The organism is Citrobacter freundii complex sp. 2025EL-00176 (genome assembly GCF_053309355.1).
Genome location: NZ_JBRYHT010000001.1, coordinates 135,606 through 153,783, shown reverse-complemented (window position 1 = coordinate 153,783; position 18,178 = coordinate 135,606). Strand labels below are relative to the sequence as shown.

Below are 18,178 nucleotides of genomic sequence, written 5' to 3'. Positions count from 1 at the left end.
CTGATGGGATCGTGAAGTCAGGAGGTTTATATGAATGAATTTAAGAGGTGTATACGCGTGTTTAGCCACTCTCCCTTTAAAGTACGGTTGATGCTGATCTCTATGCTGTGCGACATGATTAACAGCAAACCAGAGCAGGATAAACCTTCAGGAAAATAATGCGGCGTCGCGGTACGCCGCTCCCTTCCCCTGCTGTCAGCTGGGTACAGTAGTGGTTTTCGTCCCAATAACCCTGCTTTTTGTCAGTTTTGCCACCTCTCTCGCAAAACAATTTCCTTGTAGTAGTTGACCTTCTCTCATGCACACTCTATCTTTTCGCAGCCCTGCGTATATTGCGGCTCGCGGATGCGGACCCTATCCCTCTTCTCGCTCTCTCAGGCAGGCAATGACCCTTAACGCCAGGGTAAGCACATGGCGTTTTTGCATTAGTGGCGTATGAATTTAACCCTCAAAGATTCAATCATTGCTCGTAGCCGGGCCATTAGTCCGTGGACTGGCCTCTATTTCTTGCAGTCTATGCTGATCAACCTGGCGTTGGGCTATCCGCTTAGCTTGCTCTACAGCGTTGCTTTCACCTGTATATTAATACTGCTGTGGCGCAGCGCCCCGCGCGCGCAGAAAGTGCTGATTGGCATTTGCTCACTTATTGCGGCAATGTACTTCCCGTTTGGTCAGGCTTACGGTTCGCCTAACTTCAATACGTTGCTGGCGCTGCATTCAACCAATATGGAAGAGTCCACCGAGATCCTGACCATCTTCCCCTGGTACAATTATCTGGTTGGGGTATTTATTTTTGCCCTCGGCGTTATCGCCGTACGCCGTAAAAAAGAAGCACAGAAGCGCATCTGGAATAAGTACGACAGCCTGTGTTTGTTGTTTAGCGTCGTCGCGTTTTTTGTTACCCCGGTACAAAATCTGGCCTGGGGCGGCGTGTTCAAGCTTAAGGACACCGGTTATCCGGTTTTCCGCTTTGCCAAAGACGTGATCGTTAATAATAACGAAGTGCTCGATGAACAGGAGCGCATGGCGAAGCTGTCGAGTGTGAAAGACAGCTGGACGGTAACCGCCGTGAAGCCAAAGTATCACACCTATGTCGTGGTCATTGGTGAAAGCGCCCGCCGTGACGCATTAGGCGCGTTTGGCGGTCACTGGGATAACACCCCGTTTGCCAGTTCCGTTAACGGCTATCTGTTCGCAGATTACATTGCCGCAAGCGGTTCTACGCAAAAATCGCTTGGCTTAACGCTTAATCGGGTCGTTGATAATAAACCCCAGTTCCAGGATAACTTTGTCACTCTGGCTAATCGTGCGGGATTCCAGACGTGGTGGTTTTCCAATCAGGGACAGATTGGCGAATACGATACGGCTATCGCCAGTATCGCAAAACGAGCTGATGAAGTGCACTTCCTCAAAAATGGTGATTTCGAAGCGGATAAAAATACCCGTGACGAAGCGCTGTTGAAGATGACCGCCCAGGTGCTGGCAACCGAGCGTACTCAGCCGCAGCTCATCGTGCTGCATTTAATGGGTTCACATCCGCAGGCCTGCGACCGTACGCAAGGAAAATACGAGACCTTCGTCCAGTCAAAGGAGACATCTTGCTATCTGTACACCATGACGCAGACGGATGACCTGCTGCGCCAGCTTTACGAGCAATTACGTAACAGCGGTACCAGCTTCTCAATGGTCTATTTCTCCGATCATGGCCTCGCTTTTAAAGAGCGGGGCAAAGAGGTGCAATACCTCGCGCATGACGATCGGTTCCAACAGAATTTCCAGGTGCCTTTTATGGTGCTGTCGAGCGATGATAAAGCACATCGGGTGATTAAAGCCCGTCGTTCTGCCAATGATTTTCTTAGCTTTTTCTCTCAATGGACGGGGATCAGCGCGAAGGAAATTACCAACAGCTACCGTTTTATCTCAGAGAAGAAAGCCGGGCCGGTGTATATCACCAACTTCAAACTGCAGAAGGTGGATTACAACCATCTGGGTACCGATATTTTCTCAACTAAGTAAGCCTTTGTAGGCCGGATACGAATTTTGCCGCATCCGGCAAATTGCCTGATGGCGACGCTGCGCGTCTTATCAGGCCTACAACGATATTCTGTCCTGCATTACACGCAAAAAAAAATCCGCCTAAAAGGCGGATTTTTTATATCACCGAAGTGATTAGAAGCGGTAACCCACGCCAGCGATCCAGGTGCCAACGTCAACGCTACGAATACGGCTCTGCTCGTAGGAGAAGTCCAGAGCAACGTTTTCGATCGGGTTGAACTGCAGACCAGCACCGTAAGAGAAACCGTAGTCGCTGGTGGTGTGGTTGTCAGCCGGAGATGCTGCGTTCTGGAATTTACCGTAACCAACACCCACTACACCGTAGATGCTTGCCCAGTCGTTCAGACGGTAAGCCGGACCCGCAGTGATGCCGTAGTACTGGGTTTTGTTGTAGTCGCCAGAAGCATCGGTACGGTCTTTTTCAGTGTAAGTGAAGGAACCGATTACACCCAGCGGGTTGTTGTCCTGCTCGTAGCGATACTTCAGGTTGAAACCGTTCATTTTGTTCGCTGCGCCCTGAGCATCACTCTGAGCGTAACCACCGGTAACGGTAGAAGTAGCAGCTACAGCAGTACCTGCGGAGAAAGCCAGAACAGCGGCCAGTGCTGAAAGACATGCAATTTTTTTCATAACCACCTCAAATGTGCTTCAAGTAAATCCTAAGTTTTAAATATAACAAAAATTGATGGGAAACTCTTTGCGATTCGCGATGTCTAACGGGCCTTTTCATGTAACAAAACATTTCACAAACCCGCTATCTCTTTCAATTCACATCACTTTTCTAACAGAAAAAGCCATTATTGCGCGCACAATACGGCACATTCATCCAGATAATTCCTAATCACACAGATTATTAATCCATCAATTTCATATCATTGTACGGATCTGAAGAATTTTTTTTTCAACGAATACTCAACCAGTTGAGTGTATTTCCATTACACTCGCTGTTTTACTTTTCTATACATATTGCCATCCGCGTCGCAACACCGCGCTGATGAAGCCATGTAACCATCATTAGTCAGGAGAAAGGATGCCGGGGTCGTTACGTAAAACGCCAGTTTGGTTACCTATTTTGGTTTTGCTTATTGCTATGTCCTCCATTCAAAGCGGAGCATCGCTGGCAAAATCGCTGTTCCCTCTCGTCGGTGCGCCTGGCGTTACCGCGCTGCGCCTCGCGCTGGGCACACTCATCCTTATCGCCTTCTTTAAACCCTGGCGTTTACGTTTTGCTAAAGAACAGCGCCTGCCGCTGCTGTTTTATGGCCTGTCTCTTGGCGGGATGAACTACCTCTTTTATCTGTCTATTCAGACCGTCCCGTTGGGAATTGCCGTGGCGCTGGAGTTTACCGGCCCGCTCGCAGTGGCGCTGTTTTCATCCCGACGCCCTGTAGATTTTATTTGGGTAGCGCTGGCCGTTCTTGGGCTTTGGTTCCTGTTGCCGCTTGGCCAGGACGTTTCTCATGTGGATTTAACCGGTGCAGCGCTGGCGCTGGGGGCTGGCGCCTGTTGGGCCGTTTATATTCTCACCGGGCAGCGTGCCGGAGCAGAACACGGTCCGGCAACCGTAGCGGTGGGTTCATTAATCGCAGCGCTGGTTTTTGTACCCATCGGCGCGATTCAGGCCGGCGATGCCCTGTGGCACTGGTCAATACTGCCGTTGGGTCTGGCGGTGGCCGTACTCTCCACCGCGCTCCCCTACTCATTAGAGATGATCGCGCTCACACGACTGCCGACGCGTACTTTTGGTACGTTGATGAGCATGGAACCCGCGTTGGCTGCGGTTTCGGGAATGATCTTCCTCGGTGAAACGCTAACGCTTATCCAGACGCTGGCCCTGGGGGCTATTATTGCCGCATCAATGGGCTCTACGCTCACTATTCGCAAAGAACCGCAAATTAAGCAAGTTGACGTGAGTTAACCCCTTTATATTCTGCATGGTTTGCATAATCATGCAGAATATCCACTTGTAAATCTGCGTGATAATTATCCTAATAAATATCTTGTACCCATATACATATTTATTTTAATTTTTTACATTAACATAAAAATAACATTGCGCTGCAATAAAATCACACACCCCATTGATTTTATTAACTATTTTATATCCGCCCTTCTCTTCACTATTAAAGCAATAGGTAACACCGGAAAAATAAATCCAAAATTAGCGCTATACTTATTCCCGTTGAAGAGTTGGGACATAAATATCAAGAGGATATGAAAATATGAGTACCGCAAAACTGGTAAAAACAAAAGCATCCGCCCTCGTTTATACTCGCAACGATGTGACAGACAGCGAAAAGAAAGCCACAGTAGAGCTGCTGAATCAGCAAGTGATCCAGTTCATCGACCTGTCGTTGATCACTAAACAGGCTCACTGGAACATGCGTGGTGCGAACTTTATTGCTGTCCATGAAATGCTGGATGGCTTCCGTACTGCCCTGACCGATCATCTCGATACCATGGCTGAGCGCGCCGTACAGTTAGGCGGTGTAGCATTGGGCACAACCCAGGTCATTAACAGCAAAACGCCGCTGAAAAGCTATCCGCTGGATATCCATAGCGTGCAGGACCACCTAAAAGAGCTGGCCGATCGTTATGCAGTGGTCGCTAACAGCGTACGTAAAGCGATTAGCGAAGCAAAAGACGAAGACACAGCGGATATCTTCACCGCCGCGTCACGCGATCTCGACAAATTCCTGTGGTTTATCGAAGCCAACATTGAATAACCGCAGATATAAGAATTACCTATAAAACCCTCGCCCCGGCGGGGGTTTTGCACTTCTATGGTGCATAACATTGATCGTTCGTCACTCCAAAGTAAATTAATTGTAATAATCACCTCACACAATCGTTAACGAAAGATTGTTTTATCAACAATTTTTACGCTAAATAGTCATACCGTTTGCACCGTGTCAGGTACGCACCAAATGAGTGCCCCAAAATAGTGCAGATTGCCCGCTTTGCCCCACTTATTGTGCAGACAAAAGAGATACCTTCTTTTTAAAACAATGAGTTGCAAAAGTGGCACGATTTTTTCATTAAGCCATATGTTCTCGCAGGGGATCGCCCCGTGGATATAAAAGGAAATCCTATGAAGTCTGTATTAAAAGTTTCACTGGCTGCACTTACCCTGGCTTTTGCGGTGTCCTCCCATGCCGCAGATAAGAAACTGGTTGTCGCAACTGACACCGCGTTTGTACCGTTCGAATTCAAACAGGGTGACAAATACGTTGGATTTGATGTGGATCTGTGGGCTGCCGTCGCCAAAGAATTGAAGCTGGATTATGAACTGAAACCAATGGATTTCAGCGGCATTATCCCGGCTCTGCAAACCAAAAACGTCGACCTGGCACTGGCGGGTATCACCATCACCGACGAGCGTAAAAAAGCGATCGACTTCTCTGACGGCTACTACAAAAGCGGTCTGTTAGTGATGGTTAAAGCGAATAATAACGACGTCAAAAGCGTGAAAGACCTGGATGGTAAAGTCGTTGCAGTGAAGAGCGGCACCGGTTCCGTTGATTACGCAAAAGCTAATATCAAAACCAAAGACCTGCGTCAGTTCCCAAATATCGATAACGCGTATATGGAACTGGGCACCAATCGCGCAGACGCCGTGCTGCATGACACGCCAAACATTCTTTACTTCATCAAAACGGCGGGTAACGGCCAGTTCAAAGCCGTAGGTGACTCGCTGGAAGCTCAGCAGTACGGTATCGCCTTCCCGAAAGGCAGCAATGACCTGCGTGAGAAAGTGAACGGCGCGCTGAAAACGCTGAAAGAGAACGGCACGTATAACGAGATCTACAAAAAATGGTTCGGTACTGAACCTAAATAATAACTGGCAGTGATGCCCGGTGGCACGATGCCTACCGGGCCTTCCCCAGGATTTTTGAGACCTGTAAGCCGGATAAGCACAGTACATCTGGCAAAACAGGCATTTGAATATTTACACCACGGTAACAGGAACGACATATGCAGTTTGACTGGAGTGCCATCTGGCCCGCCATCCCGCTTTTGATTGAAGGCGCCAAAATGACCTTATGGATCTCGGTCCTCGGTCTGGCTGGCGGTCTGGTAATCGGGCTTGCAGCAGGGTTTGCGCGTACTTTCGGCGGTTGGATAGCCAACCACATAGCGCTGGTGTTTATCGAAGTCATTCGCGGTACACCAATCGTTGTGCAAGTGATGTTTATCTACTTCGCCCTGCCAATGGCGTTTAACGATTTACGTATTGACCCCTTTAGCGCCGCCGTTGTCACCATCATGATCAACTCCGGTGCCTATATTGCGGAAATCACCCGCGGTGCGGTGCTCTCAATCCATAAAGGATTCAGCGAAGCCGGACTGGCGCTTGGACTTTCACGCACAGAGACTATCCGTCACGTTATTTTGCCTCTCGCGCTGCGTCGTATGCTGCCGCCGCTGGGCAACCAGTGGATCATCAGCATTAAAGATACCTCGCTGTTTATCGTCATTGGCGTCGCTGAACTGACCCGTCAGGGCCAGGAAATCATTGCCGGTAACTTCCGCGCACTGGAAATCTGGAGCGCCGTTGCGGTGTTCTATCTGATCATTACCCTGGTGCTGAGCTTCATTCTGCGTCGTCTGGAAAGAAGGATGAAAATCCTGTGATTGAATTTAAAAACGTTTCTAAGCACTTTGGCCCTACCCAGGTGCTGCACAATATTGATCTGAACATTAAGCAGGGCGAAGTTGTGGTCATCATCGGGCCGTCCGGTTCCGGTAAATCTACTCTGCTGCGCTGCATTAACAAGCTGGAAGAGATAACCTCCGGCGATCTGATCGTCGACGGTCTGAAAGTCAACGATCCCAAGGTCGATGAGCGGTTAATTCGCCAGGAAGCCGGGATGGTGTTTCAGCAGTTCTACCTGTTTCCCCACCTGACGGCGCTGGAAAACGTCATGTTTGGACCGCAGCGCGTACGCGGGGCGAATAAAGAACAGGCAGAGAAGTTGGCTAAAGAATTGCTGGCGAAGGTCGGCCTGGCCGAGCGCGCGCATCACTACCCTTCTGAACTGTCCGGCGGTCAACAACAGCGTGTAGCTATCGCCCGTGCGTTGGCAGTGAAGCCGAAAATGATGCTGTTTGATGAGCCAACCTCGGCGCTTGACCCTGAACTGCGCCACGAAGTTCTGAAAGTCATGCAGGATCTGGCGGAAGAAGGGATGACCATGGTGATTGTGACCCACGAAATCGGCTTTGCCGAAAAAGTGGCTTCACGTCTGATTTTCATTGATAAGGGACGTATTGCCGAAGACGGTAATCCGCAAGCCCTGATTGAAAATCCACCCAGCCAGCGTTTACAGGAATTCTTGCAGCACGTTTCCTGATGCGTTGACCTCCCTTCGCCCGAAGGGAGGTTTTCACCAGAATCCTCTCATTTCAATTCTCTTGCGCCCTGGCATCTATACTTATCCTTTTGAATTTATTTCTCATGGGAGGAGTCATGCGCTGGATCCTGTTGGTCTTCTTTTGTCTGCTGAGCATACCGTCTCACGCGGTGACGATACCCGGTGTCACAACTTCGACTTCAGCCGACCCGCAAACCACACCCGCAAAAGAGCCTGATGTTGAGCAAAAGAAAGCCGCTTACGCCGCGCTGGCTGACGTCCTGGACAATGAAGCATCGCGCCAGGAGTTGATTGGTCAACTACGCAAAGTCGCGGCAACGCCCCCTCCCGACCCCGTGCCGGTGATTGTCCCCCCCACGCTCACTGAAGAAAAAACGGTGTTGGAAAACGTGACAGACGTCAGTCGTCACTACGGTGAAGTTCTTTCCGACCGCTTTGCCCAGCTTTACCGCAACATCACCGACGCCCCGCATAAAACCTTTAACCCACAAACCTTCACCAATGCCCTGACCCATTTTTTAATGCTGGCAGCGTCGGTGTTTGGGTTTTACTGGCTGATTCGCCTGTGCGCGCTGCCGCTGTATCGCAAAATGGGGCAATGGGCGCGACGGAAAAATCGCGAGCGCAGCAACTGGCTACAGCTTCCGGCAATGATCGTCGGCGCATTTATTATCGATCTATTGCTGCTGGCGCTGACGTTGTTCATAGGGCAGATTCTGAGCGACCGAATGAACGCCGGGAGCCGCACCATCGCTTTCCAGCAAAGTCTGTTCCTCAATGCCTTTGCGCTGATTGAGTTCTTCAAGGCTATTTTACGTCTGATATTTTGCCCCACGGTAGCGGAGCTACGCCCGTTTAACATTCAGGATGCTGGCGCGCGCTACTGGAATCGCCGTTTGAGTTCATTGAGCAGCCTGATTGGTTATGGACTGATTGTTGCCGTTCCTATTATCTCAAATCAGGTCAACGTGCAGGTCGGTGCAATGGCAAACGTCATCATCATGCTGTGTATCACGCTGTGGGCGCTGTATCTGATTTTCAGAAATAAGAAAGAGATCACGCAGCATTTGCTCAATTTGGCGGAAAGATCGTTAGCCTTTTTCAGCCTGTTTATCCGCGCCTTCGCGCTGGTATGGCATTGGCTGGCCAGCGCTTACTTCATTGTGCTGTTTTTCTTCTCGCTGTTTGATCCTGGCAACAGTCTGAAATTCATGATGGGCGCAACGTTACGCAGCCTGGTGATTATCGGCATCGCCGCCTTTGTTTCCGGCATGCTTTCGCGCTGGATAGCCAAAACGATTACCCTGTCGCCACATACCCAGCGCAGCTATCCGGAATTACAAAAACGGCTGAATGGCTGGCTGTCGACGGCGTTAAGCGTGGCCCGGATCCTGACGGTGTGCGTGGCGGTGATGCTGCTGCTCAATGCCTGGGGGTTGTTCGACTTCTGGAACTGGCTGCATTACGGCGCCGGAGAGAAAACGGTGGATATCCTGATTCGTATCGCGCTGATTCTTTTCTTCTCCGCCATTGGCTGGACGATCCTTGCCAGCCTGATTGAGAATCGTCTGGCTTCCGATATTCATGGCCGCCCGCTCCCCAGCGCCCGTACCCGTACGCTATTAACGCTGTTCCGCAATGCGCTGGCGGTGATTATCAGTACCATCACCATCATGATTGTGCTGTCCGAAATTGGCGTCAATATCGCCCCCTTGCTGGCCGGGGCCGGGGCGCTGGGTCTGGCGATCTCTTTCGGCTCGCAAACGCTGGTAAAAGACATTATCACCGGGATCTTCATCCAGTTCGAAAATGGTATGAACACCGGGGATTTAGTCACTATCGGTCCGCTCACCGGTACGGTTGAAAGGATGTCCATTCGTTCTGTAGGTGTGCGTCAGGATACCGGGGCGTACCATATCATTCCCTGGTCATCGATAACCACCTTCGCCAACTTTGTGCGTGGCATTGGATCGGTTGTCGCCAATTACGATGTTGACCGTCATGAGGATGCGGATAAAGCCAATCAGGCGTTGAAAGACGCTGTTGCTGCGCTGATGGAAAAGGAAGATATTCGCGGGCTTATTATCGGCGAGCCGTCGTTTGCCGGGATCGTCGGGTTAACCAATACGGCTTTCACGCTAAGGGTCTCATTTACTACCCTGCCGCTGAAACAGTGGACGGTACGTTTCGCGCTCGACAGCCAGGTGAAGAAACACTTCGATCTGGCCAACGTACGCGCCCCGGTACAGACGTATCAGGTCTTGCCTGCACCGGTGAATGGCCCATCGTCGGCGGCAAGCGAACAACTGCCGCCAGGGGAGCCAACGCTTTAGCGTTTACGCGCCATAAAACGACGACGCTGATCGTTATCCATAAAGGTCCAGGCAATAAAGCGGCTCTGCTTTTGCCCCTGGGCCATCTCTTTCTTAACCACCTTCACCGCGCCCGCATCCGTTAATGCGTGGTACAGCGGAGGTAAATTCTCACCGCGCGAAACCAGCGTGGTAAACCACATCACCTGACGGCCAAAGGCCTGGCTTTCGGCGATCATTTTCTTGATGAACGCCACTTCGCCGCCTTCACACCACAGCTCCTGCTGCTGTCCGCCAAAGTTCAGCGCATCATCTTTATCCTGACCCAGATTGCGACGCTTACGTTCGCTTCCGGCACGCGCAGAGGCCGCAGAATCATGGAATGGCGGGTTACACACTGTGGCTTCATACTGCTCATTTTTGTGAATGATACCGTTGAAGATTGAGGCAACATCTTTCTGACGGCGCAAACGAATTGCGCGAGTTAACCCCGGATTGGCATTAACGATCGCCTGAGCGCTGTTAAACGCTTCGCTACTGGTTTCGCTGCCGGTGAATCGCCAGCCATATTCATGCACGCCAATCAGCGGATAAATACAGTTGGCCCCTACTCCCACGTCCAGTACGCTCGCATTTGTCGGAATGGTTCCTGTCGTTTCACCTAACAGGTCGGCCAGATGGTGAATGTAGTCCGCACGGCCAGGAACCGGCGGGCACAGAAAACCGTCTGGAATATCCCAGTTTTTGACCGCATAAAAATGCGCCAGCAGTGCTTTATTGAGCGCCTTCACTGCCTGCGGATTGGCGAAGTCAACGCTCTGCTCGCCGCCGGGCGTGAGGGTGAGAAATTGCGTCAACTCGGGCGTAACCTGGCATAAAGTCGCAAGATCATAACGGCCATTGTGGCGGTTGCGTGGGTGTAATCCCGGTTTCTGGGGGGACATAGTATTCTCCTTTTAACAGCGGCGTAAGATACCCGCATAACGCCACGCGGTAAACACACTCCTGAAGGAAATTTGGTTTTTTATGCCGGTTTCACGGCGAATGAATCGTTCAAAAAACAGACGACTGATCATCAATTTTTTGCGGTAAATATCATCCGCAGGCGGCCTAAACTTATCAGGCACCATCTGTTGTTTCTCAGAGGATATCACCATGAAGAAATGCCTCACATTACTTGCCGCTACCATACTAACCGGTATGACGTTTGCGTCCTTTGCTGCACAGCCCAACACCAGCCCAGCAACCGGTCAGCTTCAGGCCTCTGGTACAGTATTTGCTACCGGCGCCTCTAACCTGAGCGATCTCGAAGACAAGCTGGCAGAGAAAGCAAAAGAGCAAGGCGCAAAAGGCTTTGTCGTTAACTCTGCGGGCGGTAAAAACCAGATGTACGGCAGCGCCACTATCTATAAGTAACTCCCTTCACTTCAGCCCAACTGCATTCGTCCCGAATGCAGTTTCCTGCGCGAATGGTCTGAAAGCTGATACCGCTGATGCGTGGTCGTTTTTCAGCCATCATATTCGCTATACTTATCCTGTAGACAATGGCAGGAGGTATATATGGCATCCGGATGGGCAAATGACGACGCTGTTAACGAGCAGATCAACAATACTATTGAAGATGCTGTTGCCCGCGCCCGCGGTGAATTACCGACCGGGGAAAGTCTGTATGAATGCGAAGAATGCGGCAACCCTATCCCACAAGCCAGACGTGAGGCAGTGCCAGGCGTACGCTTATGTATCGCCTGTCAGCAGGATAAAGATTCACATAGCGCAGCATTTTCAGGATATAATCGCAGAGGTTCGAAAGACAGCCAGCTACGTTGACTCATCTTTACCAAAAGTTTCAGCGCAGACGATTTCCTTTACGAGCACGCTTTTTCGCATACTGTGTAGCAAAATGTGCCGTTGCCGCTTTCTCTGTAAAGCGCAGTGACAAGAACTGTAAATCCCGCTTTCGAATTTATTAATATTCAATAAGTTATTTGTCATTCAATTTTTTTGATTGATGCCGTCAATTCTATTCGATTTTCTCTCGCATAAAAAAACGTGATACTTCTCACATCGACGGAACAACGTCTTCTAAACAGAACACTGACTAACAGAACAAACCTGCGAGAGATTAATCATGAAAAATATCAAATTTGCTGTTGCTGCCATCGCCCTTTCTACCCTGTCATTTGGCGTTTTCGCTGCCGAGCCGGTTTCCTCCACTCAGGCACAAAGCATGAATAAAGTAGGTGTGGTCTCTGCTGATGGCGCCACTACGCTGGATGGCCTGGAAGCAAAACTGGCTGAGAAAGCTGCCGCTGCCGGTGCTACGGGTTACAGCATCACTTCCGCTATCGGCAAAGACAAAATGAGCGGCACCGCGGTTATCTATAAATAACCGAAAGATTACCTGTACGACCCAATGCTCCAACCCTCATTGACCCTGTTTGTTACCCTTTGTTTGCCCGTCCGCCACTGGACGGGCTTTTTTTTGCCTACTGTTCCAGCCGTTGACGGAATTCCTGTAACACGGTGTCGGGCATCCCTATTTGCAGCGCCGCCTCGCAAATTGCCTGCCAGCTTCCGGCATCCAGCGGAATACCTTGTTCCAGCCGTTCCTCACGCGTATTTACCTCCCACTCACCAGGCAACAGGATTGGGGCGTCATCGGCATGCGGGGACGCTTTTACCCACTCAGCAAATGCCGCGACCTGGTTATCACAATCCGGCGCGCCGAACAGTTCTGGGTTCATAATGATGGTGGTCATACAGTTAATGATGGCGTCCGCACTGGTCTGCAGGCTCTTTTCATGTGTGGTTTTACCGCCAGAAAGCGCGCCGCCCATAATTTCGCACATCGCCGCCAGCGCATAACCTTTGTGTTGGGCGAAGGTCAGCAACGAACCCAGCGGAGAGACCTGCATCACCGCAGGATCGGTGGTCGGTGCACCCTCGGCATCAATCAGACATCCCGGAGCCACCGGTTCCCCCTTATGCCATGCCACGCGGGTTTTGCCAAAGGCGATAGCGCTGGTTGCATAGTCCAGCAACAGCGGGAAGGTATCTTTACGCGGAAAAACGACGCAGAAAGGGTTGGTGCCAAAACGGCTATCGCGGCCGTGGAACGGTGCGACCATCGGGATGCCCACCACATTCACAAAGTGTACCGAGACAAAACCTGCCGCCGCACATTGTTCCGCCCAGTAACCAATGCGTCCGATGTGGTGCGAATTGTGTAACGCCACGGCGGCGATACCATACTGGCGCGCTTTTTCAATCCCAAGCGTAATGGCCTCATGTGCCGCCACCTGACCAAATGCGCAATCACCATCAAGCGTAATCACCGCTCCCGCATCTTTAACCACTTTGGCATGACGGTTGATCTGCAGATGTCCCTGCGAGAAGGAGCGAATATAGCTTGGGATCATGCCGATACCGTGGGAGTCGTGCCCGACGAGGTTAGAGGCAATCAGATGATCGGCCACCAGCCGCGCTTCCTGCTCGTTACTTCCCATCTGGTGAAAAATGGCCTGAATAAAGGCGTGCAGCGTTGGCACATGGAAGCGATGTCCACTGTTCATTGTTATCTCCTGTTGTATTGCGTGTTTGTTGTGTTTCTTATTTTTCAACAAACTATGCTGCGCCACGGCAGTCAGGAGATCAATAAACGTGCAGAAATTTCACGTTGTTGCAAAGGATGAACCGACAGGACTGGTAAATGGCCTGTCGGGAAAAGCAGAGAATTAGACGCTTTGCTCGACGCGAGCCAGGCCTTCCGCCAGCGAGGAAGATTCGCCGGTTGCCACCAGGCAGCACGCCATCTGGATTTTCAACGATGCCGGAACAGGCTCGCTACCGGCCAGACAACGTTCTATCCAGCGCGCGGTCGTTTCCGGATCTTTCGCCACCGGCAGCGGTACCGGTTCGTCAGGCATCTCGCTCTGGCGGTCGTGCAATACGCGCACGCCGGAGGAATCGATCAGGCTTATCTGCGGGCAGCGCTGCGGGTTGGCATACACCTCGCCCTCGGTACCGTGCATCAACAGACCGCGGCCGCCGATGTCGCCAAAGAATTTCGCCACGCGCGATACATATTCCGGATGTGACACGCTGGAAAGACGCAGCGCGGCATCGTCAGCAAACGGCGAGGCGAGTTTAGCCAGCGTATGCGCGCTGTTACGCACGCCCATTCGCCAGCGCATCGCCAGCTGTTTCTCCAGCGGAGGACACAGCGCGCTCACCGGGATAAACACCGGCTCATGACCATCGAGTTTTGCCTGCGCCTGCCCCGCATGCAGCGTTGGCGTAATGCCCATCAGTTCGAAAATGGTTTCTGTCAGCACGCGGGTAGGATCTTCACTGACGCCGTGCACCACCACCGGGAAGCCCAGCTTGTGCAGTAAAATTGCCAGCAACGGGGTCAGATTCGCCTGCTTACGCGCGCCATTATAGCTGGGAATAACAATCGGCATGGGTTTGGCTACCGGCGGCGTCAGGCGAAGGGTATGGTTCTGCATCGCTTCGTAAAAGCCCAGCATCTCCGCTTCACCCTCGCCTTTAATGCGTAGCGCAATCAGTACGCCGCCCATCTCTAGATCCGGTACATCGCCGTTTAGCATATGGGTATACAGTCCGCGAGCAGTATCCTTATCCAGGTCACGCGCGTGATTTTTCCCTCGCCCAATCTCTTTGATGATTTTGCGGTAATCCATCGATAACTCCTTGCCTGTTGCTCACATCGTTAACGCCTGCGGCGGCGCGTGGGTTTCGCTTTTTCTTTTGGTTTTACTATAACGTCTGGCACAGCAGGTTGCTCTATCGGAAATATGGGTAACGCATTCAGTAAACGCTTGCCGTAGTTTTTGGTCAATAAACGCTTGTCATAAATAACCACTTCCCCCCAGCAGCCATGGCTACGAATGAGTCGCCCGACCTGCTGGATTAAATTAAACGATGCGGCCGGTAAACTCTGAACTTCGAAAGGATAACGATTTAGGCTTTTCAGCCACTCGCCCTCGGTGATCACTACCGGGCTGTCGATTGGCGGAAAGGCAATTTTATGAATATGCACCTGGGTCAGCAGGTCGCCTTTCAAATCCAGACCTTCGGCAAAAGATTGCAGACCCACCAGCACGCTGCGCTCACCATTTTGGACCCGTTTACGGTGTAGCTCCACCAGACGATAGCGCGGCTGATCGCCCTGTACCAGCAACAGCAGACGTAGATCGGTGACGTGCTCAAGAAAACGCTGCATCGCCCGACCGCTGGCAAACAGCACCAGCATGCCCTGATGCTTTTTGCTTTCCAGCTGTTCGCGGAAATAGGCAGCCATTTCCGCGATATGCTGTTCTTCGTTCTCCATCAACGGTTCGTAGCGCATCTGCGGAATAACAATTTTGCCTTGCTCGACATGATTAAACGGAGAATCCAGTGCGACGAAGCGGTCACCGGCCTTTTCTTTCAGCCCGCTCATCTCCTGCAGACGTGAGAAGCTGTTGAGCGAGCGCAACGTGGCGGAGGTAACGATAATATGTGGTACGCTGCGCCACAGCAGTCTTTCCAGTTGATCGCTCACGCGGATCCCCACGCAGTGGAACCAGACGTGGATCTGCCCGTCACGCACTTCACGCGTCGCCCATTTACTCACCGGAGCGCCTGACGACTGCGCCAGCGAGGCCAGCCGCCACAGCTTGCTTTGCGCCTCGAACATACCCAGCGCCCGGTTCATCTGCAAAATTACCCGATGCAGACGCACAATATCGTGGGTGCCGGTTTTTTCGCTGAGATCGTTGAGGAACAGTTCCGCCAGACCGCGCAGCATTTCCGTGAGCTTCGCCAGGCGCTGACAAATCTCCATCACTTCCGCTGGCAGTTCCCCCATCGCAAAACGATGTTCTGCTTCCTGGGTGGCGGGCATATACAGATTAAGAATATTGTTAAGTGAAGAAATCAGTTCATACAGTTCTTCGCAGTGGCCGTTCAGACGCTCGGCATTGGCCAGCGGCGGCGTGGTTTTGGGGCGAAACTGCTCCAGGCAGGTTGCCACTAACTTACAAAACAGATCCAACTGCAGTCGATACCAGGGGGCGCTGATTTCCGCACTCATCTCCAGCGCATCGCGCGCAACGTCCGGCAAGTGGTGACCTTCATCAAGCACCAGCAACAGGTTTTTCGGCTCCGGCAAAACAGCTTCACTTTCCATGGCGGCCATCACCAACGCATGATTGGCTACCACCACTTCGGCTTCCTGAATCTCACGACGGGCGACAAAAAAAGGACATTCACGATAATAGTGACAATTCCGATTCAGACAGCTGGCCTTATCGGTGCTCAGGCGTTGCCAGAGTCCGTCATCAATAGCGATATCCGTGTGATCGCGCAGCCCGTCCCATTTATAGGTGTCGAGGTCGCCTTTCAGCCTGGCGCAGCGCTTTTGTTCTTCCTGGTTATTTGGCGTCAGATCGTCGTCGAGAAAAGCCAGCAGATCCTGCTGATTGGGTTCAGTACTGGCAAGCGCCGCTAAGTTACGCGGGCAGACATAGCGCCCACGGCCGAACGCGGCGGTAAAACGCAGGTCAGGTATAATTTTGCGCAGTAACGGCAGGTCTTTGCTGTAGATCTGATCCTGCAAGGCGACGTTGGCGGTACTCACCACCAGCGTTTTTTGTTCTTCACGGGCAATGGCGATTCCCGGAATTAAATAGGACAGGGTTTTCCCCACCCCAGTCGGCGCTTCAATCGCCAGATGCCGCCCTTCTTCCCCGGAGAGCGTTTTCGCGACGTCAGCAATCATCTGCCGCTGCGGTGCGCGGGGGATAAAGTCGGGGATCTGTTCCTGAAGCGCCTTGTACCAGGCGGCGATTTGCGCTTTTAGCGCAGCCGTAAGTGCCATGAGAAAACCTGAAATACTGTATAAACAGCCACTATTGTGGCACTTTCTGAAACGTGTCGCAAAAAGAAAAGCCCGACCTTTCGGCCGGGCTCGCAATTACTGCGCTGAAGATGGTCTGCGCTGACGGCGCGGTGGACGAGGCTTATCGCCTGCCGGTTTGCCTTCGCCGCTACGCGGTTTCGCTTTCGGCGCACCGCCATCCTGACGACGCGGCTGCTGGCCACGCCCTGCGCCACCCTGAGCGCGACCACCACCGCCACCACGCTGCTGGCGACCGTTCTGAATCGGCTCAGCTTTGATAGACGGGTCTGGCTCGTAGCCTGGCGTTGCAATACGCGGGATCTCTTTTTTCAGCAGCTTCTCGATGTCACGCAACAGTTTGTGTTCATCGACGCACACCAGAGACAACGCTTCGCCGGTGGCGGCCGCACGGCCGGTACGACCAATACGGTGCACGTAATCTTCCGGGACGTTTGGCAACTCGTAGTTCACCACGTGCGGTAGCTCTTCAATATCCAGGCCGCGCGCGGCAATATCGGTTGCCACCAGCACGCGAATATCACCCGATTTGAAATCAGCCAGCGCACGCGTACGCGCGCCCTGAGATTTGTTACCGTGGATCGCCGCGCTGCGAATACCGTCTTTATTCAGCTGTTCCGCCAGATGGTTCGCACCGTGTTTGGTACGGGTAAATACCAGCACCTGCTGCCAGTTGCCCTGACCAATCATCTGTGACAACAGTTCACGCTTGCGTTTTTTATCCACGAAATGCACATGCTGAGTCACCTGCTCGGACGCAGTATTACGTCGCGCCACTTCGATTTCCAGCGGGTTGTGCAGCAGCTTTTCGGCCAGCGATTTAATATCGTCAGAGAACGTTGCCGAGAACAGCAGGTTCTGGCGTTTTGCCGGCAGTTTCGCCAGAACGCGACGAATGTCATGAATAAAGCCCATATCCAGCATGCGGTCAGCTTCATCCAGCACCAGAATCTCAACCTGATCCAGTTTCACCGCATTCTGGTGTTCCAGATCGAGCAAACGACCCGGGGTGGCAATCAGCACATCTACGCCGCCACGCAGCTTCATCATCTGCGGATTAATGCTGACACCGCCGAAAACCACCAGCGAGCGAATATTGAGATACTTACTGTAATCACGTACGTTTTCGCCAATCTGGGCTGCCAGCTCGCGAGTCGGCGTAAGGATCAGCGCACGAACCGGACGACGGCTTTTACCATGCGGCTGATGGGTCACAAGGTGCTGCAACAACGGCAGGGTAAAACCTGCTGTTTTCCCCGTACCGGTCTGGGCGCTGGCCATCAGATCGCGGCCTTCCAGCACGGCGGGGATCGCCTGCTGCTGAATAGGGGTAGGTTCACGGTAACCCTGCTCGGCAACGGCACGTAAAATCTCAGGGTTCAAACCAAGGGAATCAAAAGACATAACAACTCCGAACCCCCCTGACCGTTACCGGTGTCGTTTTCAGGGAGATACACACAATAGAGATGACAAAAACCACAATGTCATGAAGGGGCGGAGTGTAGCAGTTTTTG

Annotated in this window: 17 protein-coding genes; 11 read left to right on the top strand and 6 right to left on the bottom strand. The window is 52.1% G+C overall.

The features are described 5' to 3' along the window. The first annotated feature begins 30 nt into the window (after positions 1–30). Complete coding sequence (gene mntS / locus ACVXHP_RS00770; RefSeq protein WP_042309581.1) at positions 31–159, top strand: manganase accumulation protein MntS; 129 nt, start codon at positions 31–33, stop codon at positions 157–159. 276 nt (positions 160–435) lie between these two features. Next, positions 436–2,016 carry a phosphoethanolamine transferase gene (locus ACVXHP_RS00765; RefSeq protein ID WP_447570674.1) on the top strand — a complete coding sequence of 527 codons (1,581 nt, stop codon included), beginning with the start codon at positions 436–438 and terminating at the stop codon, positions 2,014–2,016. Positions 2,017–2,169: 153 nt separating this feature from the next. Here the strand turns inward: ACVXHP_RS00765 and ompX are convergent, their stop codons facing one another. After that, positions 2,170–2,685, bottom strand: a complete 516-nt coding sequence (gene ompX / locus ACVXHP_RS00760; protein ID WP_003035257.1) for an outer membrane protein OmpX — start codon at positions 2,683–2,685, stop codon at positions 2,170–2,172. A 400-nt stretch (positions 2,686–3,085) separates the two neighbouring features. Between ompX and rhtA the strand changes: the two genes are divergently transcribed. The 6 genes from rhtA to ybiO all read left to right on the top strand — a co-directional run bounded on the left by rhtA (position 3,086) and on the right by ybiO (position 9,763). Then, on the top strand, positions 3,086–3,973 hold the full coding sequence (gene rhtA / locus ACVXHP_RS00755) for a threonine/homoserine exporter RhtA (protein ID WP_047025532.1): 888 nt from the start codon (positions 3,086–3,088) through the stop codon (positions 3,971–3,973). Positions 3,974–4,277: 304 nt separating this feature from the next. Further along, positions 4,278–4,781: a DNA starvation/stationary phase protection protein Dps gene (dps, locus tag ACVXHP_RS00750; RefSeq protein ID WP_038639118.1), complete on the top strand. Its 504-nt coding sequence runs from the start codon at positions 4,278–4,280 to the stop codon at positions 4,779–4,781. 365 nt (positions 4,782–5,146) lie between these two features. Further along, the gene (gene glnH, locus ACVXHP_RS00745; protein WP_038639115.1) at positions 5,147–5,893 is read left to right on the top strand and encodes a glutamine ABC transporter substrate-binding protein GlnH; all 747 of its coding nucleotides are present in this window, start codon (positions 5,147–5,149) and stop codon (positions 5,891–5,893) included. A 137-nt stretch (positions 5,894–6,030) separates the two neighbouring features. After that, positions 6,031–6,690, top strand: coding sequence for a glutamine ABC transporter permease GlnP (gene glnP / locus ACVXHP_RS00740; protein WP_047025531.1), 660 nt, complete (start codon positions 6,031–6,033; stop codon positions 6,688–6,690). Beyond that, positions 6,687–7,409, top strand: a complete 723-nt coding sequence (glnQ, locus tag ACVXHP_RS00735) for a glutamine ABC transporter ATP-binding protein GlnQ (protein ID WP_042309588.1) — start codon at positions 6,687–6,689, stop codon at positions 7,407–7,409. The genes glnP and glnQ overlap by 4 nt, the downstream gene beginning before the upstream one ends. 116 nt (positions 7,410–7,525) lie before the next feature. Further along, entirely contained in the window at positions 7,526–9,763 is a 2,238-nt protein-coding gene (gene ybiO / locus ACVXHP_RS00730; RefSeq protein ID WP_447570673.1) for a mechanosensitive channel protein, read from the top strand. Here ybiO and rlmF read toward each other — a convergent pair. Continuing rightward, positions 9,760–10,686, bottom strand: coding sequence for a 23S rRNA (adenine(1618)-N(6))-methyltransferase RlmF (gene rlmF, locus ACVXHP_RS00725; protein ID WP_047025529.1), 927 nt, complete (start codon positions 10,684–10,686; stop codon positions 9,760–9,762). The genes ybiO and rlmF overlap by 4 nt on opposite strands. A 211-nt stretch (positions 10,687–10,897) precedes the next feature. Here rlmF and mcbA point away from each other — a divergent pair, with 211 nt between their 5' ends. The 3 genes from mcbA (at position 10,898) to ybiJ (ending at position 12,131) form a co-directional block, all read left to right on the top strand. Beyond that, a complete protein-coding gene (mcbA, locus tag ACVXHP_RS00720) occupies positions 10,898–11,158 on the top strand; it encodes a DUF1471 family periplasmic protein McbA (protein WP_047025527.1) in 261 nt (86 codons plus the stop codon). A 144-nt stretch (positions 11,159–11,302) separates the two neighbouring features. After that, the gene (locus tag ACVXHP_RS00715) at positions 11,303–11,569 is read left to right on the top strand and encodes a DksA/TraR family C4-type zinc finger protein (protein ID WP_072055778.1); all 267 of its coding nucleotides are present in this window, start codon (positions 11,303–11,305) and stop codon (positions 11,567–11,569) included. A 301-nt stretch (positions 11,570–11,870) separates the two neighbouring features. Next, on the top strand, positions 11,871–12,131 hold the full coding sequence (gene ybiJ, locus ACVXHP_RS00710) for a DUF1471 family protein YbiJ (protein WP_047025526.1): 261 nt from the start codon (positions 11,871–11,873) through the stop codon (positions 12,129–12,131). A 97-nt stretch (positions 12,132–12,228) separates the two neighbouring features. On the opposite strand, the gene ACVXHP_RS00705 is transcribed toward ybiJ, so the two are convergent. From ACVXHP_RS00705 to rhlE, 4 genes are all read right to left on the bottom strand, one after another. After that, entirely contained in the window at positions 12,229–13,314 is a 1,086-nt protein-coding gene (locus ACVXHP_RS00705; RefSeq protein ID WP_447570672.1) for a malate/lactate/ureidoglycolate dehydrogenase, read from the bottom strand. Between the two features lie 162 nt (positions 13,315–13,476). Then, the gene (gene ybiB, locus ACVXHP_RS00700) at positions 13,477–14,445 is read right to left on the bottom strand and encodes a DNA-binding protein YbiB (protein WP_447570671.1); all 969 of its coding nucleotides are present in this window, start codon (positions 14,443–14,445) and stop codon (positions 13,477–13,479) included. Between the two features lie 29 nt (positions 14,446–14,474). Further along, a complete protein-coding gene (dinG, locus tag ACVXHP_RS00695) occupies positions 14,475–16,625 on the bottom strand; it encodes an ATP-dependent DNA helicase DinG (RefSeq protein WP_047025523.1) in 2,151 nt (716 codons plus the stop codon). A gap of 96 nt (positions 16,626–16,721) precedes the next feature. Further along, entirely contained in the window at positions 16,722–18,068 is a 1,347-nt protein-coding gene (gene rhlE, locus ACVXHP_RS00690; protein ID WP_447570670.1) for an ATP-dependent RNA helicase RhlE, read from the bottom strand. Positions 18,069–18,178: the final 110 nt, after the last annotated feature.